General features: G+C 60.8%; 24 protein-coding genes. 11 read left to right on the forward strand and 13 right to left on the reverse strand.

Annotated elements, in window-relative coordinates; all coding sequences use genetic code 11:
• Positions 1-73 precede the first annotated feature (73 nt).
• A complete protein-coding gene (locus ACYVNQ_RS31295) occupies positions 74-3,067 on the reverse strand; it encodes an autotransporter outer membrane beta-barrel domain-containing protein (protein WP_460908304.1) in 2,994 nt (997 codons plus the stop codon).
• A 360-nt stretch (positions 3,068-3,427) separates the two neighbouring features.
• Here ACYVNQ_RS31295 and ACYVNQ_RS31300 point away from each other — a divergent pair, with 360 nt between their 5' ends.
• The 3 genes from ACYVNQ_RS31300 to ACYVNQ_RS31310 are packed head-to-tail and all read left to right on the forward strand — an operon-like array spanning position 3,428 to position 7,168.
• Positions 3,428-4,921, forward strand: coding sequence for a class I adenylate-forming enzyme family protein (locus ACYVNQ_RS31300; protein WP_460908306.1), 1,494 nt, complete (start codon positions 3,428-3,430; stop codon positions 4,919-4,921).
• A gap of 37 nt (positions 4,922-4,958) precedes the next feature.
• Positions 4,959-6,263 (forward strand): MFS transporter, encoded by a 1,305-nt coding sequence (locus ACYVNQ_RS31305; RefSeq protein WP_460908308.1) that lies wholly within the window; start codon positions 4,959-4,961, stop codon positions 6,261-6,263.
• On the forward strand, positions 6,263-7,168 hold the full coding sequence (locus tag ACYVNQ_RS31310; RefSeq protein WP_460908310.1) for a 2OG-Fe(II) oxygenase: 906 nt from the start codon (positions 6,263-6,265) through the stop codon (positions 7,166-7,168). The genes ACYVNQ_RS31305 and ACYVNQ_RS31310 overlap by 1 nt, the downstream gene beginning before the upstream one ends.
• A 32-nt stretch (positions 7,169-7,200) precedes the next feature.
• Here the strand turns inward: ACYVNQ_RS31310 and ACYVNQ_RS31315 are convergent, their stop codons facing one another.
• The 5 genes from ACYVNQ_RS31315 to ACYVNQ_RS31335 form a co-directional block, all read right to left on the reverse strand.
• Positions 7,201-7,944, reverse strand: a complete 744-nt coding sequence (locus ACYVNQ_RS31315; protein ID WP_460908312.1) for an amino acid ABC transporter ATP-binding protein — start codon at positions 7,942-7,944, stop codon at positions 7,201-7,203.
• Positions 7,945-7,954: 10 nt separating this feature from the next.
• Positions 7,955-9,094 (reverse strand): amino acid ABC transporter permease, encoded by a 1,140-nt coding sequence (locus ACYVNQ_RS31320; RefSeq protein ID WP_460908314.1) that lies wholly within the window; start codon positions 9,092-9,094, stop codon positions 7,955-7,957.
• A gap of 41 nt (positions 9,095-9,135) precedes the next feature.
• Entirely contained in the window at positions 9,136-10,011 is an 876-nt protein-coding gene (locus ACYVNQ_RS31325) for an ABC transporter substrate-binding protein (protein WP_460908316.1), read from the reverse strand.
• Positions 10,012-10,115: 104 nt separating this feature from the next.
• The gene (locus ACYVNQ_RS31330) at positions 10,116-11,183 is read right to left on the reverse strand and encodes a TauD/TfdA family dioxygenase (RefSeq protein WP_460908318.1); all 1,068 of its coding nucleotides are present in this window, start codon (positions 11,181-11,183) and stop codon (positions 10,116-10,118) included.
• A gap of 217 nt (positions 11,184-11,400) precedes the next feature.
• A complete protein-coding gene (locus tag ACYVNQ_RS31335) occupies positions 11,401-12,408 on the reverse strand; it encodes an FUSC family protein (RefSeq protein WP_460908321.1) in 1,008 nt (335 codons plus the stop codon).
• Positions 12,409-12,676: 268 nt separating this feature from the next.
• Between ACYVNQ_RS31335 and ACYVNQ_RS31340 the strand changes: the two genes are divergently transcribed.
• Positions 12,677-12,964 carry a hypothetical protein gene (locus tag ACYVNQ_RS31340; RefSeq protein ID WP_460908323.1) on the forward strand — a complete coding sequence of 96 codons (288 nt, stop codon included), beginning with the start codon at positions 12,677-12,679 and terminating at the stop codon, positions 12,962-12,964.
• Between the two features lie 536 nt (positions 12,965-13,500).
• Here ACYVNQ_RS31340 and ACYVNQ_RS31345 read toward each other — a convergent pair.
• The gene (locus ACYVNQ_RS31345) at positions 13,501-14,172 is read right to left on the reverse strand and encodes an HAD-IA family hydrolase (protein ID WP_460908325.1); all 672 of its coding nucleotides are present in this window, start codon (positions 14,170-14,172) and stop codon (positions 13,501-13,503) included.
• Between the two features lie 89 nt (positions 14,173-14,261).
• Between ACYVNQ_RS31345 and ACYVNQ_RS31350 the strand changes: the two genes are divergently transcribed.
• Entirely contained in the window at positions 14,262-15,149 is an 888-nt protein-coding gene (locus ACYVNQ_RS31350; RefSeq protein ID WP_460908327.1) for a bifunctional helix-turn-helix transcriptional regulator/GNAT family N-acetyltransferase, read from the forward strand.
• Between the two features lie 59 nt (positions 15,150-15,208).
• Entirely contained in the window at positions 15,209-16,072 is an 864-nt protein-coding gene (locus ACYVNQ_RS31355) for an endo alpha-1,4 polygalactosaminidase (protein ID WP_460908520.1), read from the forward strand.
• Between the two features lie 13 nt (positions 16,073-16,085).
• Here ACYVNQ_RS31355 and ACYVNQ_RS31360 read toward each other — a convergent pair whose 3' ends face one another.
• Both ACYVNQ_RS31360 and ACYVNQ_RS31365 read right to left on the reverse strand, forming a co-directional pair.
• Positions 16,086-16,433, reverse strand: a complete 348-nt coding sequence (locus ACYVNQ_RS31360) for a hypothetical protein (RefSeq protein ID WP_460908329.1) — start codon at positions 16,431-16,433, stop codon at positions 16,086-16,088.
• Positions 16,434-16,617: 184 nt separating this feature from the next.
• Positions 16,618-17,388: an AraC family transcriptional regulator gene (locus ACYVNQ_RS31365; protein WP_460908331.1), complete on the reverse strand. Its 771-nt coding sequence runs from the start codon at positions 17,386-17,388 to the stop codon at positions 16,618-16,620.
• A gap of 99 nt (positions 17,389-17,487) precedes the next feature.
• Here ACYVNQ_RS31365 and ACYVNQ_RS31370 point away from each other — a divergent pair, with 99 nt between their 5' ends.
• Both ACYVNQ_RS31370 and ACYVNQ_RS31375 read left to right on the forward strand, forming a co-directional pair.
• Positions 17,488-18,081, forward strand: a complete 594-nt coding sequence (locus ACYVNQ_RS31370; protein ID WP_460908333.1) for a cyclase family protein — start codon at positions 17,488-17,490, stop codon at positions 18,079-18,081.
• Between the two features lie 14 nt (positions 18,082-18,095).
• Complete coding sequence (locus ACYVNQ_RS31375; RefSeq protein WP_460908335.1) at positions 18,096-18,608, forward strand: flavin reductase; 513 nt, start codon at positions 18,096-18,098, stop codon at positions 18,606-18,608.
• On the opposite strand, the gene ACYVNQ_RS31380 is transcribed toward ACYVNQ_RS31375, so the two are convergent.
• Together ACYVNQ_RS31380 and ACYVNQ_RS31385 are read right to left on the reverse strand one after the other, a co-directional pair.
• On the reverse strand, positions 18,605-18,727 hold the full coding sequence (locus tag ACYVNQ_RS31380; protein WP_460908337.1) for a hypothetical protein: 123 nt from the start codon (positions 18,725-18,727) through the stop codon (positions 18,605-18,607). The genes ACYVNQ_RS31375 and ACYVNQ_RS31380 overlap by 4 nt on opposite strands.
• A gap of 23 nt (positions 18,728-18,750) precedes the next feature.
• On the reverse strand, positions 18,751-19,494 hold the full coding sequence (locus ACYVNQ_RS31385; RefSeq protein ID WP_460908339.1) for a bestrophin-like domain: 744 nt from the start codon (positions 19,492-19,494) through the stop codon (positions 18,751-18,753).
• A 367-nt stretch (positions 19,495-19,861) separates the two neighbouring features.
• On the opposite strand from ACYVNQ_RS31385, the gene ACYVNQ_RS31390 reads away from it, so the two are divergent.
• Positions 19,862-20,497 carry an aspartyl/asparaginyl beta-hydroxylase domain-containing protein gene (locus tag ACYVNQ_RS31390; RefSeq protein ID WP_460908341.1) on the forward strand — a complete coding sequence of 212 codons (636 nt, stop codon included), beginning with the start codon at positions 19,862-19,864 and terminating at the stop codon, positions 20,495-20,497.
• Positions 20,498-20,565: 68 nt separating this feature from the next.
• On the opposite strand, the gene ACYVNQ_RS31395 is transcribed toward ACYVNQ_RS31390, so the two are convergent.
• On the reverse strand, positions 20,566-21,609 hold the full coding sequence (locus ACYVNQ_RS31395) for a rod shape-determining protein (protein ID WP_460908343.1): 1,044 nt from the start codon (positions 21,607-21,609) through the stop codon (positions 20,566-20,568).
• A gap of 408 nt (positions 21,610-22,017) precedes the next feature.
• Between ACYVNQ_RS31395 and ACYVNQ_RS31400 the strand changes: the two genes are divergently transcribed.
• A complete protein-coding gene (locus ACYVNQ_RS31400; protein WP_460908345.1) occupies positions 22,018-23,439 on the forward strand; it encodes a cytochrome P450 in 1,422 nt (473 codons plus the stop codon).
• A 23-nt stretch (positions 23,440-23,462) separates the two neighbouring features.
• On the opposite strand, the gene ACYVNQ_RS31405 is transcribed toward ACYVNQ_RS31400, so the two are convergent.
• The gene (locus ACYVNQ_RS31405; RefSeq protein WP_460908347.1) at positions 23,463-24,743 is read right to left on the reverse strand and encodes an FAD-dependent oxidoreductase; all 1,281 of its coding nucleotides are present in this window, start codon (positions 24,741-24,743) and stop codon (positions 23,463-23,465) included.
• A 226-nt stretch (positions 24,744-24,969) separates the two neighbouring features.
• Here ACYVNQ_RS31405 and ACYVNQ_RS31410 point away from each other — a divergent pair, with 226 nt between their 5' ends.
• A complete protein-coding gene (locus ACYVNQ_RS31410; protein WP_460908349.1) occupies positions 24,970-25,428 on the forward strand; it encodes a MarR family winged helix-turn-helix transcriptional regulator in 459 nt (152 codons plus the stop codon).
• Positions 25,429-25,469 lie beyond the last annotated feature (41 nt).

Here is a 25,469-nt window from a genome sequence, read left to right on the forward strand (position 1 = left end):
CGCTTGCGCGGCCGGTGCAAATACATGTGATCGCGCGCGAAGCCGGCGTCCGCGCCGGCCTCACCGCTCGCACTCAGAACAACTGCCGCAACCGCAGCGTGCCGCCCTGCGACAGGAAGCCTCCGCCGGCCTGCAACTCGTAGCGCGCCGTGACGCTTAGATTTCTTTCGCGCAGCAGCGTGACGCCTGCGCTGAAAATGGCCGAGTTCGTCACCGGGCTGGTGCCGAGCACTGTGAAGCTATTCGCGCCGCTCAGGTCGCCGGCGAAGGTCGCGTTGGTCAACTGGTTCGTGTTGTTGTACTCGTGCCGCCACGCGACGGTCAGCTCCGGCACCAGCGTGCCATACGAGGTCGCGAATTCGCGCTCGAGTTTGGCGCCGAAGTCGGTCGTGACCGAGGTCAGATGCGATGCGTTGACCGACAGTGCCGCGCCATTGCCACCGCTTTCCGTATAGGCGCTCTGATGCAGGTAGCTGTAGGTGAGGGTGGCGAGCGGCGTGACCGTTGCGACGCCCAACGCAATCGGATAGCCGACCTCGCCGCGCGCCACGTATTGCTGGCCGTTGAAGGCACCGTTGGCCTCGCCCGCGAAACCGCTGAAGTCGACCGCGCGGTTCGTGTCGTAGCGTTGCTGCACGGCGCCCACGGACAGATTCGCGTACCAGCGGCTCGCCGTGTAGCTCGCATAGCCGATCAGGCCGTACGAGTTGACGCGGGTGTTGTCGCCGGCGGTGTCGCCGGTGTTGTTGATCGCCGCGTTGCTGTAGCTGAACGCGCCGCCGACACGCCATGCATCGGATACCGCCCGGTCGACGCCGAATATCAGGCCGGCATAGTTAGAGCTGAAGCCGTCGATCTGGTCGCGCTCGTCCTGGCTTGCGTGGCCGCCGAACGCCTGACCCCACACGCCCCAGTTCGGCGAGGCTTCGCCGGTCGAGATGCCGCTGCTGCCGTCGCGCTGGGCGAGGCGCAGGCCGTTCACGTGGCTCGACACGACGTTGAGCGTGTCGAAGGTCGGCGCCGCGGCCGCGCGGCTCGAGTTGGACTGTGAAGTCGGCGCAAGCTGCTTGCCGGCACGGTTGACCTCAGCCTGGGTGCCGGTCGCGCTGAGCGCGAGCGATGCGTTGTACAGATTCAGCAGCGCGAGGTCGTTGATGCCTTTGTAACCTTGCAATCCGCCGAGCGCGGCACGTGCGTTCGGCACAGTCGCGGGTGTCGGCGTCGGCGTCGGTGTCGGCGTGGGTGTCGGAGATGGGCTCGGGCTCGGTGTGGGTGTCGGCGTCGGTGTCGGTGTCGGCGACGAAGGTGACGGCGAAGGTGACGGTGACGGTGACGGCGTGGGCGTGGGTGTGGGCGACGTCGCATCGGCGACGGTCAGCACCAGGTCGCTGTTGCTCGCGCCGTTTGCCACGGCCGCACCGTTGACGACCAGTCCGCTCGCCCCTCCGGCGATCGAGTACGTCAGGTGGTCCGCGTTGTAGTTGGTGCCGGCGGCGGCCGCGTCGATCACGACAAAGCGCTGACCCGCCGCAAATCCGTAGGCATTGAGCTTCTGCAGCGTGACGCTCGAGTTGGCCGCCACGTTTGCGCTACCCGACACGACCAGCCGGCCGTAGCCGCTATCGCCGGCGAGCGAGCCGCCGGCGTTGGCGTTGTCCGCGACGCCGACCAGCAGCGTGGCATTCATGCCTTGCGTGTAATTGCCGGTGATCGCGACGGTCCGGTTGACTTGCAGCACCGCGGTACCCGCGTTGTTGACCGCATTGCTGCCGACATTGATATTGCTGTCGAGCAGCAGGTTGCCGGAACCGAAGTTGACATTCGACGACGCGTTGCTGATGGTGCCCATCGCGCCGCCGATGCCGGTCAGCGTGCCGAAGCTCGAGTCGGCGGCACCATTGATGTTCAGATCGTTGGTGGACAGGTTGGTGATGTTGCCGGCGATCACCCCGGAGTTGGTGATCGTGCCGAGCGTACCCGTGCTGCTGTTGTTGATCGCGGCCACCGAGCCGGTGATCAGGCCGCTATTGGAAATCTGCCCGAGGATGCCGGCGTTCGAAATGCCGGTTCGACCGACGATCGAGCCGCTGCCCGTGATGCTCAGCCCGCTGATCGTGCCGCCGCTCTGGTTGGACAGCGCGATCGCGCTGCTGCCCATCAGCGTGCCGCTGTTGGTCAGGCTGCCGATGCTGCCGGAATTGGCGAGGCCGAACTGCCCGTTGATCGTGCCGGTATTGTTGATGATGCCGACCTGGCCGACATTGATCACGCCGTCGCCGCCGCCGCTGATGGTGCCGGCATTGGTCAGCGTGCCGATGACGCCGGCGTTGTTGATCGCGCTCGCGCCGCCGCTGATCGAGCCGCTCGTGTTATTGGTCAGCGTGCTGATCGTCGCGCCGGCGTTGTTGCGGATGCCGAACAGGTCAGGGCCGTTCGATGCGGTGATGTTGCCGCTATTGATCAGCGTGCCGATCCGGCCGCCGTTGTTGATGCCCGAACTGCCGCCGGTGATCAGGCCGCCGGCATTGTTTTCCAGCACGGTGATCGTGCCGTTGTTGCGGATGCCGGTGAACAAGGTATAACCGAAGCCGCCGCTACCGTTGATCAAGCCGGTGTTGGTCAGCGTACCGATGCTGCCCGGGTTGAAGATACCGGTGCTGCCGGCGCTGATCGTGCCCGTGTTGACCAGTGTGCCGATCGCGGAGTTGTTGAATAGCCCGGCCGCGCTGACGGTCATCGCGAGGATGCTGCCGTTGTTGATGACGGTGCCGATCGAGGCGGCATTCAGGAAGCCGTATCGGGTGCCGGCGATCGTGCCGTTATTGGTCAGCGTTCCGAGCCCGGCACCGACTGCCAGCAGCGCCGTCGCGGTCTGGAAGTTGGCGAGGACGACATTCGGGTTGATCGCGCAGTTGCCCGATGACCAGCCGATCTCGGGGCTGTTGCTGCTGATCGTTCCGTTCACCCCGCAGTTGGCCTTGGCAACGAGCGGTGTCGCTCCGGCCAGCACGCCGGTAAGGGCCGCTGCAATTGCACGTTTTTTTGGTTGTCTGGTCGGGCTACTCATGAGATACGCCAAGGTAGAGGGTTTTACACGAGCGCGAGTATGCAGTAACCCGAATAAACTCGTGAAGTTTTTTAGCGTGCTATTGCGAAATTCAGACAGGGGCGTTGCGCATGCCTGTTGGTGCCGTTATATGCGATTCTATTGGCTCGGAGCATTCGCAGTCCACATCGGGCGGGCATCTGAAGAAATCGGGCCGCCATCCTAAAGTTTTGCGTTGCATCGCCGTTAACAGGTGGCCGTATTGCCTGGCGATGCGCAATGTATTGCCGGGTATTACCGGTTATGCATTGCCAAGAATAAATACCGATTGACATCCGATACTGTACGTCTTTAATGGCGGATTGCCGGGCGTTTAAAAGCATGGTCGACCTTATCATCCCGCGGCAGAGTCCGTTAGACATTCCTGCCGGCGTGTGGAACATCACCGAAGCGATCGAATACCGGGCGCGGCGGCAACCGGCCGCACCCGCGCTGATTCTTCCCGAGCGCGTGCTCAGCTTTCGCGAACTGGTCACGGCAGTGCACGTGGTTGCATTGAAGCTGCTCGGCGATGGCGTGCACACCGGGCAGACGGTCGGCGTGTCGATGGAGCAGACCTCGTTGCACCTGGTGACGCTGCTGGCGATCGCGCGGATCGGCGCGATCGCAGTGCCGCTGCACACCGCGCTGGCGCCCGAGCGACGGATGCTCGCGGCGCGCCGCTTCAACGTGGTGGCGGTGGTGTCGGGGCGCGACGATATGCGGCTTGATGGTTTGCCGTTTGTGCAACTGCGCGCGGTCGACCTTGGCAGACGCGTGCCGCTGCTGCCGGCCACCAAGACTCGAGCCGACGATCCGTGCTGGATTTCGCTGTCGTCCGGCACGACCGGCGACCCCAAAGGCGTGCTGCGCACCCACGGCTATATGCTGGATCGTGTCGTCAAGTCGACTGACATACGCGATCCGAACTCGCGCCTGTTGCCGCTGGACCTGAATTTCGCGGTGGGTTTCGGCCAGGCGATGCGCATGCTGGTGATCGGTGGCGCGGTGGTGCTGTCGCCGCAGCGATCGGCGGCCAATCTTGCTTACATGGTCCGCTCGCATGCGGTCACGCACTGGCTGCTGTCGCCCGCGATGGCCGAGGACATCCTCGCGCTGCTCGAAGACGACGATATCCATTTTCCGTCCGTTACCAGCCTGCGCATGCTCGGTGGCGCGCCGAGCCCGCGTCTGCTCGATGCGCTGGTGCGCAAGTTCACGCCGCATGTGTACGCCGATTACGGAACCTCGGAGGTCGGCCCGGTTGCCGTCGCATCGGCTGAAATGATGAAGCGCGCGCCGGATTGCGCGGGCCATGTGGTGCCGTGGGTGACGGTCGAAATCGTCGATGAACAGGACCGGCCATTGCCGGCTGGCCGGTCGGGCCGTCTGCGGATGAAAGTGGAGCAGATGTTCGACCGGTACCATCTCGACGAGTCGCTCACTGACCAGCGCTTTCGCGACGGCTGGTACTACCCGCACGACCGCGCGCGGCTCGACACGGATGGCTTGCTGTATATCGAAGGTCGTGAAGACGACGTGTTCAACGTGAGCGGCAACAAGGTTTCGTTCCGCGACGTCGAAAGCGTGCTGGAAACGCATCCCGCGGTGCGCGAGGCGGCGGCGTTCGTGTTGCCGCAAGCCGCGGGGCGGGATCTGCTGGCGGTGGCGGTCGTGGTGGTGGGGTCAGCCGGCACGCGGGCGGACGAATTGCTCTCATGGGCCGCGCAAAAGCTGGGGCCGATCAGCCCTGAAAAACTGTTCTACGTCGATGAGTTTCCGCGCACGGTAACCGGCAAGGTCTTGCGCGACCGCCTGAGTGAATCGTGCGCGTGACGCGTGGTTGAGTGAAAGACTTCCGGGGAGTAGTGCGGTGAACACACCTGCTTGCGTCGACGTACACGCGATGATTGCCGGGCGTCCGCTTGGACGGCTGCAAAAAATCGTGCTGCTGCTCGGTTTCTGCGTGATCGCCCTCGAAGGGTTCGATATGGCCGTGATGGGCTTTATCGTGCCGGTGCTCAAGCAGCAGTGGCATATCAGCAGTCAGGCTCTGGGGCCCGTGTTGAGCAGCGCGCAATTCGGCCTGATCGTCGGCGCGATCGTGGCTGGACCGCTTGCCGACCGCTTTGGCCGCAAGACAGTGCTGCTCGGCAGCGTCGCGCTATTCGGCACAGCCACGCTGCTGACCGCAACCGCCAGCGTGTTGTTGCCGCTGATCCTGTTTCGTTTTCTGACCGGTCTCGGTGTGGGGTCGGTGGTGCCGAACACGGCGACGCTGATTGCGGAATATGCGCCGCCGCGAATCCGTGCGCTGTCGGTATCGTTCATCATTTGCGGCGTGTCGTTCAGCTCGGCGTGCGCCGGCTATCTCGCGGCGTGGATCATTCCGGTCTTCGGCTGGCGCAGCCTGCTGCTGGTCGGCGGCGCGTTGCCGCTCGTGTTGCTGCCGGTTCTGCAGATGCTGCTGCCCGAATCGGTGCGCTTTCTGGTGGCGACGCAGGCGAGTGCATCGCGGATTCGCGCGATCGTCGAAAAGATGGCGCCGGGGACGACGTCCGAGCGATCCGTTTTCGTCGCGTCGACTGAGCAGGCCGGCCGCGCCGAAACGAAACTGCTGTTCTCGGCGCAATACCGGTTCGGCAGCCTGATGTTGTGGCTCACCTATTTCGCCGCCTTGCTGGCGAGCAACATGTTGTCGAACTGGTTGCCGACCTTGATCAGGGAGTCGGGCTTCAGCTTCCAGTTCGCCGCCAGCATTGCTGCCGTGTATCAGACGGGCGGTGTGCTCGGCGCGCTCACGCTGGGGTGGGGGATGGACCGGCGCAATCCACACAAGATACCCGCACTGGCGTACGTGCTAAGCAGCGCGTTGTTCGTCGGCATCGGCCTTGCCTTTCATTCCGTCGTGTCGATGCTGTTGCTGGCATTCGTGCTCGGCTTTTTCCTGATCGGCGCGATCTGCAGCGTCAACGCGCTGCCGACGATCTTCTATCCCACGCGGGCGCGCGCGACGGGTTCGTGCTGGATGCACGGCGCGGGGCGGTGCGGTGCGCTGCTGAGCGTATTTCTGGGCGCACAGATGCTGGCAGCGGCGTGGAGCGCCGACCAGGTCTTCATGGTGCTCGCCGCGCCCGCGTTGGTAGCGGGGTTGGCGCTTTTCGCAAAGGATGCTTGATGATCGCTTTGGACGCTGCCTGGCGGGATTGGCTCGCCTTGAACACGCAGCGGGGCTGTTCCGCGGAATCGATGCTCGACTCGATGCTGCAGGCCGGCATCGATGCTGCGATTGCCCGTACGGCGATCGCGGCGCAGATCGCGGGCCGCAACGCCGCTCAGCAGATGGCGCCGCAAACGCAACCGGTTCAGTCCTTCGGGCAAGCGGCTGTGGCAACCGCCGGTCAAGCCGCGATTGCCGGCGGCTACGAGTATGATGCCGCTCCGGTTGAACTGCGCAACGTGATTCGCGCACACGACCGCGATATCGATGTGCTGATGCGCTGCGAGCGTCCGCAACTCATCCTGTTTGGCAACGTGCTCTCCGACAGCGAGTGCGAGCAGCTGATCGAGCGTTCACGCGATTCATTGCGTCGTTCGACGACGGTGAATACCGACGACGGCAGCGAAGACGTCATTCAGAATCGTACGAGCGAAGGCTTGTATTACCAGCGTGCCGAAGACGCGTTCATCGAGACGCTCGACCGACGTTTTGCCGCGCTGACGAATAGTCCTGTCGAAAACGGCGAAGGCCTGCAGATACTGCATTATCCGGTCGGTGCGGAATATCGGCCGCACTTCGACTTTTTTCCGCCGTGGCAAGCCGGCAGCACGCTGCATACCGCGCGCGGCGGGCAGCGTGTCGCCACCTTGATCGTCTATCTGAACGACGTGCCCGGCGGCGGCGCGACGATTTTCCCGGACGCCGGCATGGCGGTAGAGGCGAGGCGCGGACACGCGGTCTATTTCCGCTATACGAATCGCGCCGGGCAGGTCGATCCGCTCAGTTTGCATGGCGGTGCGCCGGTTACGGCAGGCGACAAGTGGATTGCGACCAAATGGGTGCGCGAGCGGGCTTATGTATAGGATGGGCGGCGTTTGGCGTGCAGCGGCACCGCTCAAATCCGCTTGGCTTCCCGAATACTCTTAAGGAACGCCCGCGTCCTGTCGCGAGTCGGATCGCCAAAGATCTGTTCCGGCGGCCCTTCTTCATAGACGGCGCCGTCGCACAGAAAACATACTTTCGATGACACTTCCCGCGCGAAGCCCATCTCATGTGTCGCGAGCAGCATCGTCATGCCTTCGCTCGCCAGATCACGCACGATGTTCAGCACTTCGGAAACCAGTTCGGGGTCCAGCGCCGAAGTGATTTCATCGAGCAACAGCACCATCGGATCCATCGCCAGCGCGCGCACGATTGCCACGCGCTGCTGCTGTCCGCCCGACAACCGGTCCGGATATTCCTTCGCCTTGTGCGCGAGGCCAACGCGCCTGAGCAGCGTCATCGCGCGTTCTTCTGCGTGATCTCGGGGTTGTTTCAGAACGCGAATCGGCGCGAGCGTCACATTCTCGAGAACGCTCATGTGCGGAAACAGGTTGTAGCCCTGAAACACGATGCCGATGTCCCGACGCAACGCATCGACGTCGACGCCCGGGCCGGTGATGCGATCCCCATGCACCAGTATCTCGCCGTCGTCGATCGACTCGAGACCGTTGATACAACGCAGTAGCGTCGACTTCCCCGAGCCTGACGGCCCGATCAGGCACACCACGTCATGCTCGCCGACTGTCATCGCGAGGCGCTTGATAACCGGCACGTCACCGTACGATTTCGAAATATCGCGAATGTCGATAAACGACATGGAATCTCCGTCAAGCTTCGCCAGCACGCATACGGGCGCGGTCGCGCCGCATCATCCGCTCGACAAATCTCGTTTGCGGAATCGATACGACGATGAAAAGCAGCGCCACGGTGCTGACCGCGGAAAGATTGTAGTAATTCGATGCAATCAGCATCGACTGGTTGAATGAATCGATCACGCCCACCACCGACACCAGCGCCGTATCTTTCTGCAACGAAATAAAGGAATTGAGAAGTGGCGGAATGATCTGCCGGATCCCCTGCGGAACGATGACGAAGCGCAAGGTCTGGAAATGGGACAAGCCAAGCGAACGCGCCGCGGCGTTCTGGCTCCAGTGAATGCTGAGAATGCCGGCGCGGTAAATCTCCGCGACGTAAGCGCCCACCGTCAACGTCAACGCGATGATGACGAACACCGTCAGCGAAAAATCTTTCAGCATCGGGATGCCGGTCAACGGAATGCCGAAACCGACCAGATAGATCACCAGCACTGCGGGTACCGCACGGAAGATATCGACGTACGCAGTGGCGATCAGACGAACCGGTTTGCCGGCGACACCGGGCGCGAACATCGCGAGCGCGACGATCAACCCCCAGATCAACACCAGCACTTCGGTAATGACGGAGATCTTGACGTTCATCCAGAATGCGGTGAGCACCAGTGGGAACGTCTTCACCATCAGGGGTACCAGGAAGAATGTCTTGGCTACCGCCTGATGGTTGACCAGGAAGAACTGCAACACGAGGATCACGACCAGTTGCGCCAATGCATAGCCCAACGCGACAAAGCACTGGTCCCGAGCCCCCGAACGGGCGCCACGTGCTTCCGCGAGATCCTCGTGTGCGGCCGCATCGCGAATACGGCCGCACGCCCTGAGTGCGCGCACCACCGGCAACACGATCGGGATCGACAGCAACGCGAGCACCACGCTGAGCGCATTGACCCACACGTCATCGAAATGAGCGGAGAGGAGGGCGGTTCGCATGACGGCAACCGTGTACCAGCTTCCCAATACGACGACCGCGACCGACGCGATCGACGCGAGCACGAGTGACGTGGGCACACACGGCGTGGCGCCCATTCTCAAGCGACGGCCGTTGCCCGCGGTGCCCGGCATGACGTCGCTTGTCTGTCGCGTTGCATTGCTCATGGTTCAGGCTCGTTGGCTCGGGTCCGGGGGGGCGCTTAAGCTTAAGGATTCAGCACCGGCACTTTGGTCGGATCCGTACCGAGTTCCGGCGTCAGATATTTGGTGGTCAGTTTGTCCAGCGTGCCGTCCTTCTTCATGCCATCGATCAGCTGGTTGAATGCGGCCAGATTCGGCGAATCCTTGTTGACCAGTCCGCCCCACTTTTCACCGGTATCGAAACGGCCGACTACTTCCAGTGCGCCATTCGAGTTCTTCGCGCGCAACAGAACGTTCGGCGTATCGTAGATCACCGCATCGACCTGTCCTGCGGCCAGCGCCGTGTACATCGACGGCGGATCGTTGAACACCTTCGGCTGCTCGGTGGGCTTGACCTTCTCGACGATGTAGTCGTAGGCCGTGGTGCCCCGTTCAACCGCATAGCGAAGGCTGCCGAGATTCTTCTTGTCGACCTTGGTGCCGGCCTTGACCAGAATACCCTGATCGGAATTGAAGTACGGCTCGGTAAAGTTCACGACCTGCTTGCGCGGTTCGGTGACCGTGATTTCACTCAGCGCGATATCGAATCCCTGCGATTGTCCGGTCAGGATCTGCTGAAACGACCGCGACACCAAAACCACCCGATCGAGGCCCGCGCGATAAGCCATGTTCGCGGCCATGCAATATTCGAAGCCGTCCTTGATCGTGTCGAGAGAATCGCCGTTCCACCAGCCCGGTACACCGAGAACCGGCCTCACCGACAGCGTGCCTGGAACAGCGGTCGTCAATTTGACCGAGCCTTTTTGTCCGGTCACTTCGCATTTGCCAAAGTCCTGCGCGGCGAATGCGGTGGCGGCGACGGTACTCAACGCGACGCAGAGCGCCGCCCGTTGAAGCCACGTTGTGCGTTTTGCTGCGACAGGCAGGGTGCTTTGGGTCACGTTAGTCTCCTCGATGGTGGGGTACTGGATCTTTAACGACTGGGTATGCGTGTACAGGTTATCGAGTACTACGGCACAGCGAGATCGGGTGAAGCCCGGCACCCTCAGCTCATGCAAGGAGTCGCGGGCTGCGCGATGCCGCCGTGAGGCATGCCGCCCGACACATCGCCCCAGAGCACCGCGTGATCTTCCGGCAGCGCGCGCGAGTTCGGCACCGATAACCACAGCCTCATCAGCATCCGGTCCTGGCCGGTCGTCGCGTCATCCTTGAAAGCGGTGCGCCCGTGGTAGACGATGTGGTTGTTGAGAAGCTGAATATCGCCAGGCGCGAAGCGCATTTCGAAGCACTGTTCCTGCGCGAGTTGCAGCAGCAGCCGCAATGCTTCGTGCTCGGCATCGGTCAGTTTGCGCACGCTCGAAAGCAGTTGCGCATTCTCGATGTAGGTCAGCGAAAAATGACTCGTCAGCTTACCGTCGCGCACCCCGAAAACCGGCAGGTCGTAGGCCACGTGCTCGCCGCCCGCCTCTTCGCCGAACCGGCTGCGCGGAATCGGCCTGCACAGCAGAGCATGCAGATCCGGCCGGCGTTTGAGCATTTCGTTGTAGACGGTCGCGCTGCTGGCGAGCTTGCTGACGCCGCCTTCCGATGCCTGACGCACGCACAGCAAGCCGACGACGTCGCAGCGATCCGTGTGAAAGCGCAATTCGCCTGGCGACAACGTGCGTGCGCCCGAGGACAGAAATTCTTTGCCTGATGCGTCGACCGTCGCGCCATACAGTCTGGCGCCGACGCCCGCCCCTTCGTCCTTGATCTCACGCATCAGTTCGCCGCGGCGGTTCTGGAACATCGGCGTGCCGAGATGACGGCCCAGCGCATACCAGATGCGTCGCAACTGTTCCTGGTCGTAGCGACTGACGTCGAGGCCGCGGATCTTCACCATGCCGGAGCCGTTCTCGAGTTCTTCGCGCACGTCGTCGAAGAATGCCTTCGCGCTGGGTAGCGGGAAGTTGTCGCGGGCGATGTCGGTCCAGTTGATATCGGCTGATTTGCCGGCAGCGATGTCGATCTCGTTCAGTACGGCTGGCGGAAAGTTCTTGACCCAGCGAGGGTTCTCGACCATTTCGACACCGTTCCACACACACGCACCTTGCAGGTAATCGGCGGATGACATGCGTTCTCCAAAGTGATTGAGGCCCGAGCAGTGTCGCCCCTGAACCGTGGTGTGTTTCGAATGGGTGCAACTGCCGCGTTGCAGGGTTGTATATACAAGGTATGCAAGATAAGTCGCGGCCAGTTTTCCTTCAAGCGGTTATCGTAAGAATGCGGGGAAACACCTATCTGGCGTCGTCTTGCAGCAGAATCCTGCGTGCCCACGCGATGGCTTTCTGTCAGCGCAATCGTGGGAAGCGGCGCGCCGCGACGTGCACGCCGATCACGCACGCGAGCCCGATCACACCGCCCGTGATCACGTGTGTGAGCCGCTCGAACGCGTCGGCGGCGGACTGGTTCGCGAGCATGATCGCCAGCGAGACGAACAGGCAGCGGAAGAAATACGCGACCACATAGCGCCGGAATGCGACCAGCGTCAGAAACACGGCCAGGGTCGCGAGCGTGACCGCCATACTCGAATGCGGTACCAGATATTGCCCGAGCAGGACACCGATTGGCACGCCTACGATCACGCCGAACGCACGGTTTTTCAGTTTCGTTCGTGCCGTATCTACCCTACCCGTGACGATGCTCGCCGCGCCCCAGATCACCCACTGCGCGTTTTGCATATGTCCGTACTCGACCATCATCGCCGTGATGCCGACGCTCGCGATCATCGCGATCAGGTCTTCGCGATAAGGTGCGCGGACGCCGAAATCGTCGAGATTGGACCAGCGTGCCGCTGCGTTGCCATGCGAATGGATATACGCCGACACGAGCGCCGGCGCGAGCGCGACGAGCAGATACGGCAGGGAAGCGGGCGCAGCGCTCACCAATGCATCGATGGTGCGGCCTCCATGCAGATCATTGGCAAGGATCAACACCGGAACGAAGGTCCACGTTCCAAGCGCGCGTAGCGCGTTGCCGCGGGAAGCAAGCAGGATCACGCCCGCGCCGAGCAGCATGCAGGCAACGACGAACAGCGCCGGAATCCGTTCGGCAAGCAGCAACAGCCAGGTCCCGCCGATAATCGCGAGTCCGTGTGCAAGTACGCCTGCCGGCCGCAGCGCGAGCTTGTCCTCGGCGATCATCGCCGCGACCGTCAGCAGCGATGCCTTGGTCCACAGTTCATTGCCTGTGACTAGTGCAAGCACGATAAACGGTAGCAGTGCAAGGGTCGCGCGCAGTAGCGGTCCGCCGTCGATTTCAGTTGCGAGACGTCGAGGGAGGGAGGCGTCGGCAGGCATGCGTGAAGTCCCTTCTGATAGTTCGAGTCGCGCATGCAGATTGCATGCAACTGCCGCTGATGAGATTTCCATTTCGGACTACGCGTCGAAAATGGAAATTAATCCTTGCGAACAATGCGCTTAATTCTTAGCGATCGTTTTCCTAAACTTGGCATCGCCTGTTACGGACTCGATCCCGCGCTGTCAGCGTACTGTATGTCGTCGGTATGGCGAGATACAGCGGAATCGTTTGCGCCGAAATTCCAATTCAATCAAGGAGACACGGATCATGATCAAGGCCACCAGCACATTTATCGCAGCCGCCGCGGCACTTACGCTGTCGGTCGGTGCTTATGCACAGAACAACACGCTGGCGACACCGAGCGTCGTGTCGCCGGCCGCCGCAACGAGCAGCTACGGCACGCCTGGTGCCACTAATTCGGATAGCGGCACGCGTGCCGCGTCGGCGAACCCGGGCCAGCAAACGAGCGCGAACAATAGCTCGACGGCCAGTACCGCCGCCTTCGGCGGCAACAACACGCTGGCGACTCCGAGCACGGCGTCGCCGGTTAAGTAACCGCAATCAAGCGTGGCAACCTGGCGTAACCCGACGCAGACAAGCGTAAGGAGCAGGGATGCTTGGCGTGCGTCCTAAAGGACTATCGCAGACTATCGCTATGAAATCCTGAAGTCTGGGAATTCTGGTTTTTCGTTCGCCATTCATCAAAAGACCGCTGTCCTTACAGACAGCGGTCTTTCGCTTTCCACATCTGTCTGGCAAGCGGTCGCTGCTGGCAGCCCTTCAGCAGGATTGCGATTTCATCAATAGCCAGGCGGTCCGTACATTTTGGTGTTCCCGTGCGGCACCTCGGTACGCTCTTGTTGCGGATCGGCAGGCGCGGCCGCTGCAGGTGCAGACGATTGTTTGCCCGCGTTGGGATCGGCTCCGGACTTGGGGGAGACAGAGGTTGTGCATCCCGCCAGGATGAGCAGTGAAGCCACAAGCACCACGTTTGTCATACTGGCCTCCAAAGGGTAGATCCGCCGCAGGCCGCACCGGTTATCGTCGCGTGCGGCTGGCGGTTTGAGCGCGACGCCAGACCGTCGTGATCGTCAGATAGGCACCTGCTTCGCGAACGTAAGTTTCAAGCCCGACTCGTCCGTCACGACGCGAAGCCCGGCGTAATCGCGCACCGATGCCGACGCTGCGTCTATCGGAACAGCATGCGACTGGGTGATCGCGAGCACATCGGCGCCGGCCGCGAGGCCTGCCTGAATGCCGACGGGCGCATCTTCGAACACCAGGCAATCGCTTGCCGCAAAGCCCAGCTGTTTTGCGGCGTCCAGATAGCCGTCCGGCGATGGTTTGCCGCGCTCGATGTCTTCGGCGGTGATCAGCAGTGGTGGGAAGGGAAGCCCAGCCGCCCGGATCCGTGCCTCGGCAAGTTTGCGCGGTGCAGACGTGACGATCGCCCAGCGATCGGGCGGAATCGATCGAAGGAAGGATGCGGCACCCACGATCGGCTCGACATCGGAAACGTCCGCGATCTCTTCCTGCGTGATCCGCTCGGCCTCGACTGTTGGATCAACGCCCGGCAGCCCGAGCCGGCGGATCGTATCGAGCGAGCGAACACCGTGAATGGTCGGCAAAAGCACCGCCGGATCGAGCCCGTGACGTTCGGCCCAATGTGCCCAGACTCGCTCGGCCGATGCAATCGAGGTGAGGATGGTGCCGTCCATATCGAACAGGAAAGCACGGTAGGTACGCTCGAACACTGCTGTCACTCGTCACTCCGCTTTGCTTTGGCTGTGGTGCCCAACATACTCTCACGCCGAAGTTGACGAAATCAATATCTCTGACTAAAGTCAGAGATATGAACGCATCCGACATTCGACAGATTCGCAGCTTCAACCGGATCGTGGCCGAAGGCATCGGCGCTATCGACGATCGTTTTCTCGGTCGTGGCCGCCCAATGGGCGAGTCCCGGCTTCTATGGGAAATAGGCGAGGACGGCGCCGATCTTCGGACACTTCGCGCACGTCTCAATCTGGATTCAGGCTATCTGAGCCGCACCCTTGCGTCCCTTGAACGGCAGGGGCTGGTCGCGGTTCTCGCGCATCCGGACGACGGCAGAGTACGCCGCGCCAGCCTGACCGAGGCAGGCGTCGATGAAAGAGCCGAACTCGAAAAGCTTTCGGATGCGGTTGCTCGCGGCGTTCTCGAACCGTTATCTGCCGAGCAACGGCGGAGGCTGGTCGCGGCGATGTCTGAGGTAGAGCGCTTGCTACAGGCCTCGATGGTGCGTTTCACAATCGAAGACCCAACCAGCAAAGATGCGCGATGGTGCGTTGAACAGTACTTCGCCGAATTGAATGCACGCTTTGATTCGGGCTTCGATCCGTCGCTCAGTCTGTCGGCCGATGCCAGCGAACTGACAGCGCCCGAAGGTACGTTGATCGTCGCACGACTTCACGCACACGCCATAGGCTGCGTCGCGCTCAAGTTTCACGGGGAGTCTCCGTGTGAGCTTAAGAGGATGTGGGTTAGCCCGTCTGCCCGCGGTTTGGGTCTGGGTCGGCGGTTGATTGAAGAGGCCGAGAAACACGCGCGCCAGTCAGGCGTTTACGTCGTCCGCCTGGAGACCAATCGGACACTCCATGAGGCGATCGGGCTTTATCTGCGATCCGGATACGTTGAGGTCAAGGCGTTCAACGCCGAACCCTACGCACATCACTGGTTTGAAAAAAAGCTGGCGCGATGAAAATTCGGAGTGGCTTGCGGGGCCGGCGCCGCAGCGCCAGCCTGGCCACAGGGAAATCGATGCGAATTGCTGCAAGCTTCTGGATTGTCTCGGTGGTTGTGCTGGCCGGTTGCGGTGGACAGAGAGCACCTTCGACAGCCGCGACAGCATCTTCCGTTGTTTCAGCGCCCACCGCCGCATCGCGATCTGCGACGGCCCATTGGATCCCGGGGCAGGCAGACACATGGCAATGGCAGTTGAGCGGTGCGATCAACACCACCTACCCGGTGCACGTATACGACATCGATCTGTTCGACGCGCCGCAGTCGACGATCGACAAACTGACAGCGCAGGGCCGCAAGGTGGTCTGTTACTTTTCCGCGGGCAGCGCGGAAAACTGGCGGCCCGACTACGCGAAGTTCGTGGCTTCTGATAAGGGCAAGGGTCTGGATGGGTGGGCCGGCGAGCGCTGGGTCGATACCCGCTCGGTCAACGTGCGCAACATCATGCAGGCTCGCCTTGATCTCGCGGTCAGCAAAGGGTGCAACGGCGTCGAGCCGGATAATGTCGATGGTTATACAAACGCGCCCGGATTTCCTCTGGACAGCTCGACGCAGGCCGACTTCAACCTGTTTATCGCGCGCGCTGCGCATGCGCGCGGCCTGGCAGTTGCGTTGAAGAACGACCTTGAGCAGATCGACACGCTTGGTGCGAGCTTCGACTTCGCGGTCAACGAGCAGTGTCATCAAGTGAACGAATGCGCCGGCTACGACGCATTCGTCGCTTCAGGCAAAGCCGTATTCAACGCCGAATATGCATCGAAATACGTACAAGACACGAAGGGCGCTCGCAATTCGCTTTGTCGATCGGCCAGAGCCGAAAATATACGCACGCTAGTCTTGCCGCAAGCGCTCGACGATCGCCTTCGCTTCAGCTGCGATTGAGTGGTGTCGACGATCAATACCCGTAGCCACCCTGGCAGGGTACATAGGCGCGCCGATAGCCGTCATAGCAAGCGGCGGCCGCCGGCGGTTGCGCATAAACCGGCTGCGTATAAGCGGGCTGCTGATAAACCGGCTGTGCATACGCGGGCTGCTGATAGACCGGCTGCGCGTACGCGGGCTGCGCATTCGCAACCGACGTCACCAGCGCGCCGAGGAGTGCGCCGCCGATGAGCGCGCCCACGACCGCGCCGCCATTGCCGCCGCCGTGACCATGGCCCCAGCCGCCGCGCCCGTGCGCCGACGCCTGCTGGGCCACCGACAAACTACCGATTACCAACAAAACAAGTGCTGTGCGTTTCATGAGACTTCTCCGTTCCCGTTTGGCGGGTTGATGGAGATCATCTTAAGCAGGCGTCTAAGAAATAGATGATGCAGTTGGTAACCGTGCATTTCAAAACTTACAAAGTCGCGTTTCGGGTCGCGGCAGGCAACGATGCGAAGACATTCGCACACTGCTGTCTGCGTGCTGCACGGCTCGCACAAACCTAGCCCTTCGCACGGCGTTTCAGGAAGCTCGGGGGATGGCCGTAGAACTTCTTGAAGGCCTGCGCGTAGGAGCCCTCTGTGGCATACCCCACTGCAAGCGCCACGTCGAGCTCACGCATACCGGACATGTGCAGTTCGAGCGCCCTTGTCATTCTCACGTGATTGCGCCACTGCTGGAACGCCATGCCTGTTTGCGCCAGAAAAAGTCGTTGCAGTGTTTTGGTGCTCGCGCCCACCTCGACGGCCCAATCTTCAAGCGACTTTTCGATCGAGGTGTCGCGTTCGATTGCCCTGCAAATAACGGCGAGCTTCTTGTCGTCTGGAATACGAATGGATGAGCCGGTTCGCGGAGCCCGTACGATTTCGTCCACGATAACGTGCGCGCGGCGCATTTTCTCGTCAGCGCTCAGATTGGTCTGCGGCCATAGCGATACATCGATGATGAGCTCACGAAGCAGCGGGCTGAGAATAAAGACGCCGCACTTTCCGCATGAGCAAAAGTCGCTATCGATGTAGAGGCTGTGGTAGCGGAACCGGCGGTCCAGAAACACCGCATGCGACTCTCCAGCAGGCAGCCATGCGGCACGGTCTGGTCCCAGTCGCACGATGCCGCTGCGTGTCTCCAGCAGCATCGGACCTTGCTGTGCGAAAACCAGCTGCCCATAAGCGTGCACGTGCGCTTCGAAGTCCAACGCGTCGCCCTCGCGAACCACTGCGCTGACGGGAAAGTCATCGCGATGTACGTCGACTAGTCGCGGATTCGGTTGCATGTCCTGTCCGGTTTTGAATGGATTGTGACCTGTGTCAAACGGTGCGCTTCCCGCCCGGGAACTTACAGTACAACACCACAATTCACCAGGAGACAAAATATGTTCATCGACCTCACCCTCGCCATCGACATGCACGATCCCGTTGTCGGCAAGGCCAACCAGGACCAGAACAGCTTCATGTCCCAAGGGCACATCGGAACCCATCTGGATGTGTACGCAGGACAGGGCCGTCCGCCGGTTGAATTCGCGGTGCGCCGAGGCGTAATCGTCTATGTCGGCGACGTCGGCGAAACCGAGATCACCGCAAAGGTCCTCGAAGGGTATGACGTCCGCGAAGGCGATTTCGTTATCTTCCACACGGGCTATCTGTCGAAGTACCCGTACGGAACGCGCGACTATTTCCGCGGCCATCCGCAAATGTCATGGGATTTCATCGAAACGCTGGCGCAGATGAAGCTCGGCTTCATCGGGCTGGATTTCGCCGGCCTGCGCCGCGGCGAACAGCATGGCCCGGCAGACCTGCTGGTCGGTCGCCGCGGCGGCTTCATCATCGAGAACATGAACAGGATCGGCGAACTCTACGATGCGATCGGTAAGGCGGAGTTTAAGGTGCACACCGGCTGGACGGGCTTCCTCGGCTTCAGCGGGCTCTCGTGTCGTGTGGTGGCGGAAGTGCCCGATACGGCACAGTAAAGCGAGAGGACATCATGATGCTCAGTGAGGAACAACTTAGCTATCGCGCTGGAATGGCCAGGCTCGGCGCTGCGGTTCACGTAGTGACCAGCGATGGTGTCGCCGGGAAGGCCGGTATTGCGGCCTCGGCGGTTTGCAGCGTCACCGATACGCCACCCACGCTGCTGGTTTGCGTCAACCAGCAGTCGTCCGCACACAATGCGCTGATCAGGAATGGCGTGCTGTGCGTGAACACGCTCAGTGCGTCACACGAGGCGCTATCGCGTAAGTTCGGTGCAGGCGTCAGCATAGAGGAGCGCTTCGCCGGAACGACATGGAGCACGCTGAAAACGGGTGCTCCCGTGCTGGAAGATGCGTTAGTGGCATTCGATTGCAAGGTAGTCGATACGCTTTGCCAGGGCACGCACAGCGTTTTCATTTGCGAGGTACAGCAAATAAAACTGAACGATGGCGAGGCGACGGGTGGGCTCATCTACTTTGATCGTCGATACCATGGGCTGCAAACTACTTCCCAGGCGAGCCCTTAGAGCGCGGTGAAGCCGTCGAACAGCATGAGCAATGCGCAGTGAGCGAGCGCGACATACTGCGCGCGGCCGATTCGGGATCGATCGATTACGTCGTAAACGTAGACTTTACGTGATTCCATCAGATTCCGGTTCGCGACAACAGTCAGCGATTTCCCGGCATCACCTGTAACAGCGGCTCCGGCGTCAGCGCGACGTCCCCTGTAAAGGGACGATCGTGGGAAAGGATGAGCAAAACGGTGGTGGCGAGCGCCACCGAGAAGAGGCCGATAGCCACCGCAGATGTCAGCCGGTTGTCGCAATGAACGAACGCGATGGCGAACAGCAGGCAGCCCGCCAACAGCGCCAGGCATACCCATTTGACGCCGTTCACCTGGCTGCGGCTGATGAGGATGCGGTCGCGACGCGCCTCCAGGGCGCGGTTCAGAGAGGCCGCGACGTCGCGCTGTGCTGTCTGCTGTCCGGGCGTGACGACTGCGAGGGCGAGTGTGAACTGCAGGGCCTGGTTCAGCGTGGGAGGGCTGAGGCTAAGCGTGACGATTCCCTGCGCTACCTGCGGCCATTCAGTCGTTGCGGTGTACTGGATGTAGTCTCGTACCAGGCTTCTCAGTTCGGACTGGGCTTGCGCCGGCAAAACGGCCGACATGACGACAACCGATCGCAATGCACTCGCTTCATTGGAGACCGCAACATTGGCGCGTGCCGTATCGTTCCACACCTGCGAGGCCGTGAAGGCGATGAACAAGCCGAAGATGATGCCGAGCGGAGAAAGCAGACCGGGCGAGATGGCCTTGAACGATCGCCCATGTCGACTGGCAGCAAGCCACCCGGTGACGAGATGGATTGCTGCACTCGCGACAAATATCGCACCGAAAGTGAACAGTGCCATCAGCCATATCGGCAACTCATGTATCCATGTACTCATCGTCGTGGTTTGTGCCGTGCACAGTCTGAACGGAATAGCCCGGGTAAGCCGGGCGTCCAAATCGCTCAACGAGACCACGAAGCTTAAACCGTAGTCTGTGCGCTCGGCAACGTTGCGGCGCGGTGGCCGACGAAATAACCCACCGGCGCCGGGATCGCGATGGGGCGCGAACAGACCGCTCGACCGTGCCGAACCCTAGGTAGGTGTCCCGGTATCCCGTGACATACAGCGGCGACGTACGTTGCTCTAATCACCCTCATGATCCGCACCGTTCCGATCGGGTCAGGGAGAGTCGTCCCGCCTTCAACCTCAAGATCACGAGCCCACTACCATGAATGCCAAAGAAGAAGTCATTTTTCGCCCTTCGTTCTATGCGATCGAGCAATTCCCTGCACTGGAGTCTCTCGCTCGAAACTGGAAAACGATTCACGAAGAGTTTCACGCGCTGAATGCGCCGATCCTCGAAATCAACCGCGTCAACAAGTCCATTACCGAAATAGTCGATGAACTCAAGGTTCACATGGACAACGGTGGGCAATATGGCTGGCTGATGGGCTGGGGTGACAACGATCTACCGATGACAACCTGGACCCAGTACGCATTGGTGGCCTACGACGCGCCGATACCGTTCGCCGAAGCAGCCATGCCGCGCACGCTGGAACTGCTTCGCGCGATCAAGGGCATCAAGCTCTGTGCACTATTGCGGATGGATCCCAACGTCTATCTGTCGACCCATAAGCACGACGGCACATGGGAAGAAGGCCTGCTACACATGCAGCTCACCATCGACGCTCCCGTGGAGCGCAACTATGCCTACCTGAACGTCAGGGGCGAATTCAACAACAGTACCAACGGGAATGTCGTAGTGTTCGACGGCTCGCTCGATCACTTCGCGGTCAATGCATCGGATACCGATCGCACCGTTGTTTACATGGAGTTCTACAGGGAAGCGCTTTGGAATAAGTGACATTGGTCGAGCGTGGCCCGCGCCACCGCTCGCAATGTGCAGCGGAGTCTTTGACCACACCTCGTCTGTCATTCGTAGGAAAAGACCCCGCCGAATTTCTCGATGTGCTCGAGCACGATGCCGGAGCCGCGCACGACGCAGGTCAGCGGGGCGTCGGCGACGAACACGGGTAGACCGGTTTCCTCGGCGAGCAGGCGATCCAGATCGCGCAGTAGCGCGCCACCGCCCGCAAGCATGATGCCGCGCGCGGCGATATCGGCGCCCAGTTCCGGCGGCGTTTGCTCGAGCGCGATCTTGACCGCCGATATGATGTGGTTCAGCGGATCGGTGAGCGCTTCGAGAATTTCATTGCTGGAGATCGTGAAACTGCGCGGAATGCCCTCCGACAGATTGCGGCCCTTCACGTCGATTTCCCTGACTTCTGAGCCTGGGAATGCGGAGCCGATCGCCTTCTTGATCGCTTCGGCGGTTTGCTCGCCGATCAACATGCCGTAATTGCGGCGGATGTAGTTGACGATCGCTTCATCGAACTTGTCGCCGCCGACGCGCACCGAGCCCTTGTAGACGATACCGCCGAGCGAGATCACGCCCACTTCGGTGGTGCCGCCACCGATATCGACCACCATCGAGCCGGTCGCCTCGGAGACCGGCAGGCCGGCACCGGTCGCGGCGGCCATCGGTTCTTCGATCAGGTACACCTGGGACGCGCCCGCGCTATGCGCCGCCTCCCTGATTGCGCGCCGTTCGACCTGGGTCGACCCGCAAGGCACGCAGACGATGATGCGTGGAGACGGCGCAAAAATGCGCGGCGCGTGCACCATCCGGATGAACTGCTTGATCATCTGCTGGGTGATGTTGAAGTCGGCGATCACGCCGTCCTTCATCGGGCGGATCGCTTCGATGTTGCCCGGTACCTTGCCCAGCATCTGCTTGGCTTCGCGGCCGACCGCCAGAATGGTCTTCTTGCCGTTCGGGCCGCCTGCCTGACGGATCGACACGACCGAAGGTTCGTCGAGGACAATGCCCTTGCCGCGCATGTAGATCAGTGTGTTTGAGGTGCCGAGATCGATCGCCAGATCGTTTGAGAAGTAGCTGCGCAAAAAGCCGAACATTCAGAATCCTGTTTCGCCTGATTCCCAGGCGTTTGAGGTCGCAAACAGCTTTTGCGATCGCGCGAGCCGCAGCTTGCCTCTGATGCGAGCACGGCAGCGAGCCGCGTGTGGCCTGCAAGCGGCGAGCCGATCCCAAGATGATCGACCACGCTGCCGAATACTACAGCGTTGGCGCTCTCCCCGCGAACGGCGTTGCATGCCACCCATCGGTGCCGAGACCGATCAACGAGAACGACGGCGTAATCGCGATAGGTCGACGCGTGCGCGCGTCGCAGGATACGTCTGGCGGGATATATTCGTTGTAAAATTTCAACGAATAGAATTAAAACGAAGCAATGACCTATCCTCTATGAGAGCGTTATTCATGCTCATTGTCTTCGCACTGCGGCATGCAAAGCGGAGGAGAGGATGTCGGACCTTCATCTCGACGCCAATGTGCGCACCGTCGCAGATCTACCATGCCCGCAAGGTTTGCCTCTGCTGGGAAATCTGTTCCAGATGGCACCGGCGAAACTTCACCTGATTCTGGAGCAATGGGCGAGGCGATTCGGGTCGCCATTCAGGGTTCAACTCGGCACGATTCCCGTCACAGTGTGGACGCAGGCGGAACTGTTCCAGACCGTCATGCGCGAACGTCCACACCTGTATCGACGTTTCGCGCCAATGGAATCCGTCATGGCGGAGCTTGGCGGAAACGGACTTTTCTCTGCCGAAGGCTCGGCCTGGGAGCCACAGCGTCGGCTCGTCATGCGGGCACTCTCTTTTTCCAACATCAAGGCCTTTTATCCGACCTTGGCGACCATTACCGAGCGTTTTCTCGCGCGTTTGCAAGCGGCAGCAACGGAGCATAGAACGCTCGAAATGACAGAAGAGCTCAAGCGCTATACCGTTGACGTGACGAGCACGCTCGCCTTCGGCGAGGATCCGCATACGCTGGAGCGGGAGCAAGGGGTAATCCAGGAACAACTGGCCCTCATACCCCCGGCGCTCATGAGGCGCATGACCGCCCCCTTTCCTTACTGGCATTACGTCACGCTTCCCCAGGACCGGCGACTCGCGCGGGCAATGGTAGAGGTGCACGGCTACATTCAGAAAATGATTGAACGCACACGTGAGCGCTTGTGCCAGTTTCCTGATGCGACGCCGCACAACTTGCTCGAAGCCATGCTTGCGGCGCGTAACGAGCCCGATTCATCGGTTACCGACGAACAGATCTCGGCAAACGTTCTGACGCTTTTGATCGCGGGAGAGGATACGACGGCTAATGCGATTGCCTGGGGGCTTATGTACATCGCCGCGGATTCGCATCTGCAGGAGCGGCTATTCGAACAGTCGCGTGCGGCACTCGGCGAGTCCAGGGTCTGTCCAGACTACGACGCATTGAAGCACCTCGATCTATGCGAGGCGGTATGCAATGAGGCACTGCGACTGCGGCCAGTTGCTGCAATACAGACGTTCGAGCCACTGACAGACGTGTGTCTGGGAGGAGTAGCCATACCGGCACGAACACGTATGCTATTTCTCACGCGTCCAGGTATGCTGGACCCGAGGAATTTCGTGCGCCCAGAAACATTTGACGCCGACCGTTGGCGGCATCCTCGAGACCCCTTGGCAGGGGTGCACGAACTGAAGGCATACCTGGCATTCGGTGCGGGGCCGAGAGTGTGTCCGGGCCGTTACCTCGCGGCAGTCGAGATGAGGCTCGTGACATCGATGTTGATGAAGCACTTCAAGGTTGAGCTCGCAATCGATCCGGCTACGATTGAAGAGGTTTCCGCGTTCACGATGGTGCCGAACAAAATGCCTGTGAGACTTGAGCCGCGCGCCTGATTTGTCGTCTACGGGCAAACGCCTCATTCAAACTCACGTCGAAGCGCGGTCACCACCTGCTGCTTCAGAAACGGCACAACGTCGACCACGCGCATCGACGACCGCACGAGACCAAGCATGGCTCGTCCTGCGACCGGCCGGTGAAGCAGGCTTCGTCCGTCGTAACGCTCGCGCGACTTTAAAACCGCGTCAAAGCCGTATTGCAGCATCTGTTGTTCATACGCGGCGACTGCGGTTTCCAGCGTTGAACGTCCTTCCTGGGCACCACCCAATTCACGTGACAACAACGCCGCGTCGCGCAGTGCGGTGTTAGCACCCGCGCCGCCGCCCGGCGTCATCAAATGGATGGCATCGCCGAGCACGGTGACGGCTCGGGTTTGCCAGGGGTCGACGGGCGCGGACGTCCGGATGTTTCCGACAAACAGACTGTCCGGATCGGCGGCGGCATAAAGCGCTCTCAGGCTGGGATGCCAGGTGCGCGTCGCATCGCGAACCAGCGCGAGATGATCGGTGTTCCGCTTAAGCGGCTGTGTCGACCAGTTGAAGTCTGCCCCCCAAACGGCCCATGTGACGACGTCGCGCCTGTCGACGTATTGCATTCCCGGCCATTGAGCATGGGCGTCTTGCCGTTCCTCAAACGAAAGCGCGTGCACGACTCCGCCAAAGCCTCTTGGCGCAAGAACCAGGTTGATCCCGCTCAACATCTTCGTGGGCAATAGTTCCTGTGTATGCGCATTTAACGGTGTGGTTCCCGCGATACCCACGATACCGGTTTCTTCGACCCGTGCGTGAGGCAACAACTGGCTGCGCACCTTGGAGTTCGCGCCATCGGCGCCGACAATAAGGTCGGCTTCCGCAACACTGCCGTCGGCAAAATGTGCGGCGACGGTGCGATCGTCCTGCTCGGTGTAGCGTACATATGCTTTATCGAAGTGGACCCGGTCTTCAAGACCGCACATCATGACTTGCCTCAACATGAGACGCGTGGCTGAGCGTCCGACACCGACGTCGTGAGTGTCCACGCTAAGCGTATCTTTAAGCTGCTCGGTCATGTAGTTCAGGTATCGGGGCGTACGTGCACACGCGGCCTCGAAAAAATCGATGACGTTCTCCGGCAAGCATTCTCTCAGCGCTTTCATTCCGATGCCATCGATGCCAATGCGATATCCGGGTGGGCCGTCGACTCGCGTGCGATCGCGTTCAAATACCTCGATTTCAATACCCTGGCGATGAAGGCCATGCGCGAGGCAAAGCCCTCCCGTTCCTGCGCCGATGATCGCGACACGCAAAGTCTTTTTGCTCATACAGGTGGAGTTCCGATTGATCAGCATTGCGAGCTTTATCTTTATCCTCGCGTAAACCACGGAGCCCGCCCGGGTTGAATCCGAATTAAAGCCGCGCGTGGCGAACAGACTTCTGCTGAAGAAACCGGTATCAATTTTTGAGTATTCAACTATGCGCGAACGCATGTGCATACATGTACGATGTACGGAAACATGAGTATTCAATATTCACCCGATCGTAATAAAGATGACAGACGACGAATACGCTTTGCTAACAGAAGCAACCTCGAAAAATGGGCGTTGCAATGCGACGGCATTGCGTAAAGCGATGCGGAATGTTTCGTTGCACTACGACGCGCACATGGCGCCGTGCGGTCTTAAAGCGACCCAGGTGTCGATTCTCGCCTGCATCCAGCGTGCAAGCTCGCCAACCATGGGCGAACTTGCCGATGAGCTCGTGCTGTGTAGAAGCGCTCTGACGCACAATCTTCGTCCACTTGAAAGAGATGGAATGGTTTCGATAAAGCCGGACCGGAACAACAGGCGGGCGAAACTGGTGCAGCTGACATCGAAGGGTTTGAAAAAACTGCAGGAGGCGATCGGGTACTGGCAGATCGCACAAGACCGGTTCGAGAACGTGTTCGGCAAAAGAAGGGCCGCGGCGCTGCGCACGGTTCTCGGCGAAGTCGGCCACACCCATTTTTGAAAGTGGGCATTGCCCGGTATCATTCGAACACGTCCGGTGCC

The sequence above is a fragment of the Paraburkholderia jirisanensis genome, from assembly GCF_054782355.1.

Bases quoted from the DNA above. Each gene is read 5' to 3' on its own strand.
- ACYVNQ_RS31395 (WP_460908343.1), bottom strand. From the start codon at position 21,609: ATGTTCGGCTTTTTGCGCAGCTACTTCTCAAACGATCTGGCGATCGAT.
- ACYVNQ_RS31375 (WP_460908335.1), top strand. From the start codon at position 18,096: ATGATGCTCAGTGAGGAACAACTTAGCTATCGCGCTGGAATGGCCAGG.
- ACYVNQ_RS31380 (WP_460908337.1), bottom strand. From the start codon at position 18,727: ATGGAATCACGTAAAGTCTACGTTTACGACGTAATCGATCGATCCCGA.
- ACYVNQ_RS31390 (WP_460908341.1), top strand. From the start codon at position 19,862: ATGAATGCCAAAGAAGAAGTCATTTTTCGCCCTTCGTTCTATGCGATC.
- ACYVNQ_RS31300 (WP_460908306.1), top strand. From the start codon at position 3,428: ATGGTCGACCTTATCATCCCGCGGCAGAGTCCGTTAGACATTCCTGCC.
- ACYVNQ_RS31350 (WP_460908327.1), top strand. From the start codon at position 14,262: ATGAACGCATCCGACATTCGACAGATTCGCAGCTTCAACCGGATCGTG.
- ACYVNQ_RS31370 (WP_460908333.1), top strand. From the start codon at position 17,488: ATGTTCATCGACCTCACCCTCGCCATCGACATGCACGATCCCGTTGTC.
- ACYVNQ_RS31310 (WP_460908310.1), top strand. From the start codon at position 6,263: ATGATCGCTTTGGACGCTGCCTGGCGGGATTGGCTCGCCTTGAACACG.
- ACYVNQ_RS31365 (WP_460908331.1), bottom strand. From the start codon at position 17,388: ATGCAACCGAATCCGCGACTAGTCGACGTACATCGCGATGACTTTCCC.
- ACYVNQ_RS31320 (WP_460908314.1), bottom strand. From the start codon at position 9,094: ATGAGCAATGCAACGCGACAGACAAGCGACGTCATGCCGGGCACCGCG.
- ACYVNQ_RS31335 (WP_460908321.1), bottom strand. From the start codon at position 12,408: ATGCCTGCCGACGCCTCCCTCCCTCGACGTCTCGCAACTGAAATCGAC.
- ACYVNQ_RS31400 (WP_460908345.1), top strand. From the start codon at position 22,018: ATGTCGGACCTTCATCTCGACGCCAATGTGCGCACCGTCGCAGATCTA.
- ACYVNQ_RS31315 (WP_460908312.1), bottom strand. From the start codon at position 7,944: ATGTCGTTTATCGACATTCGCGATATTTCGAAATCGTACGGTGACGTG.
- ACYVNQ_RS31385 (WP_460908339.1), bottom strand. From the start codon at position 19,494: ATGGCACTGTTCACTTTCGGTGCGATATTTGTCGCGAGTGCAGCAATC.
- ACYVNQ_RS31355 (WP_460908520.1), top strand. From the start codon at position 15,209: ATGCGAATTGCTGCAAGCTTCTGGATTGTCTCGGTGGTTGTGCTGGCC.
- ACYVNQ_RS31340 (WP_460908323.1), top strand. From the start codon at position 12,677: ATGATCAAGGCCACCAGCACATTTATCGCAGCCGCCGCGGCACTTACG.
- ACYVNQ_RS31330 (WP_460908318.1), bottom strand. From the start codon at position 11,183: ATGTCATCCGCCGATTACCTGCAAGGTGCGTGTGTGTGGAACGGTGTC.
- ACYVNQ_RS31410 (WP_460908349.1), top strand. From the start codon at position 24,970: ATGACAGACGACGAATACGCTTTGCTAACAGAAGCAACCTCGAAAAAT.
- ACYVNQ_RS31295 (WP_460908304.1), bottom strand. From the start codon at position 3,067: ATGAGTAGCCCGACCAGACAACCAAAAAAACGTGCAATTGCAGCGGCC.
- ACYVNQ_RS31360 (WP_460908329.1), bottom strand. From the start codon at position 16,433: ATGAAACGCACAGCACTTGTTTTGTTGGTAATCGGTAGTTTGTCGGTG.
- ACYVNQ_RS31405 (WP_460908347.1), bottom strand. From the start codon at position 24,743: ATGAGCAAAAAGACTTTGCGTGTCGCGATCATCGGCGCAGGAACGGGA.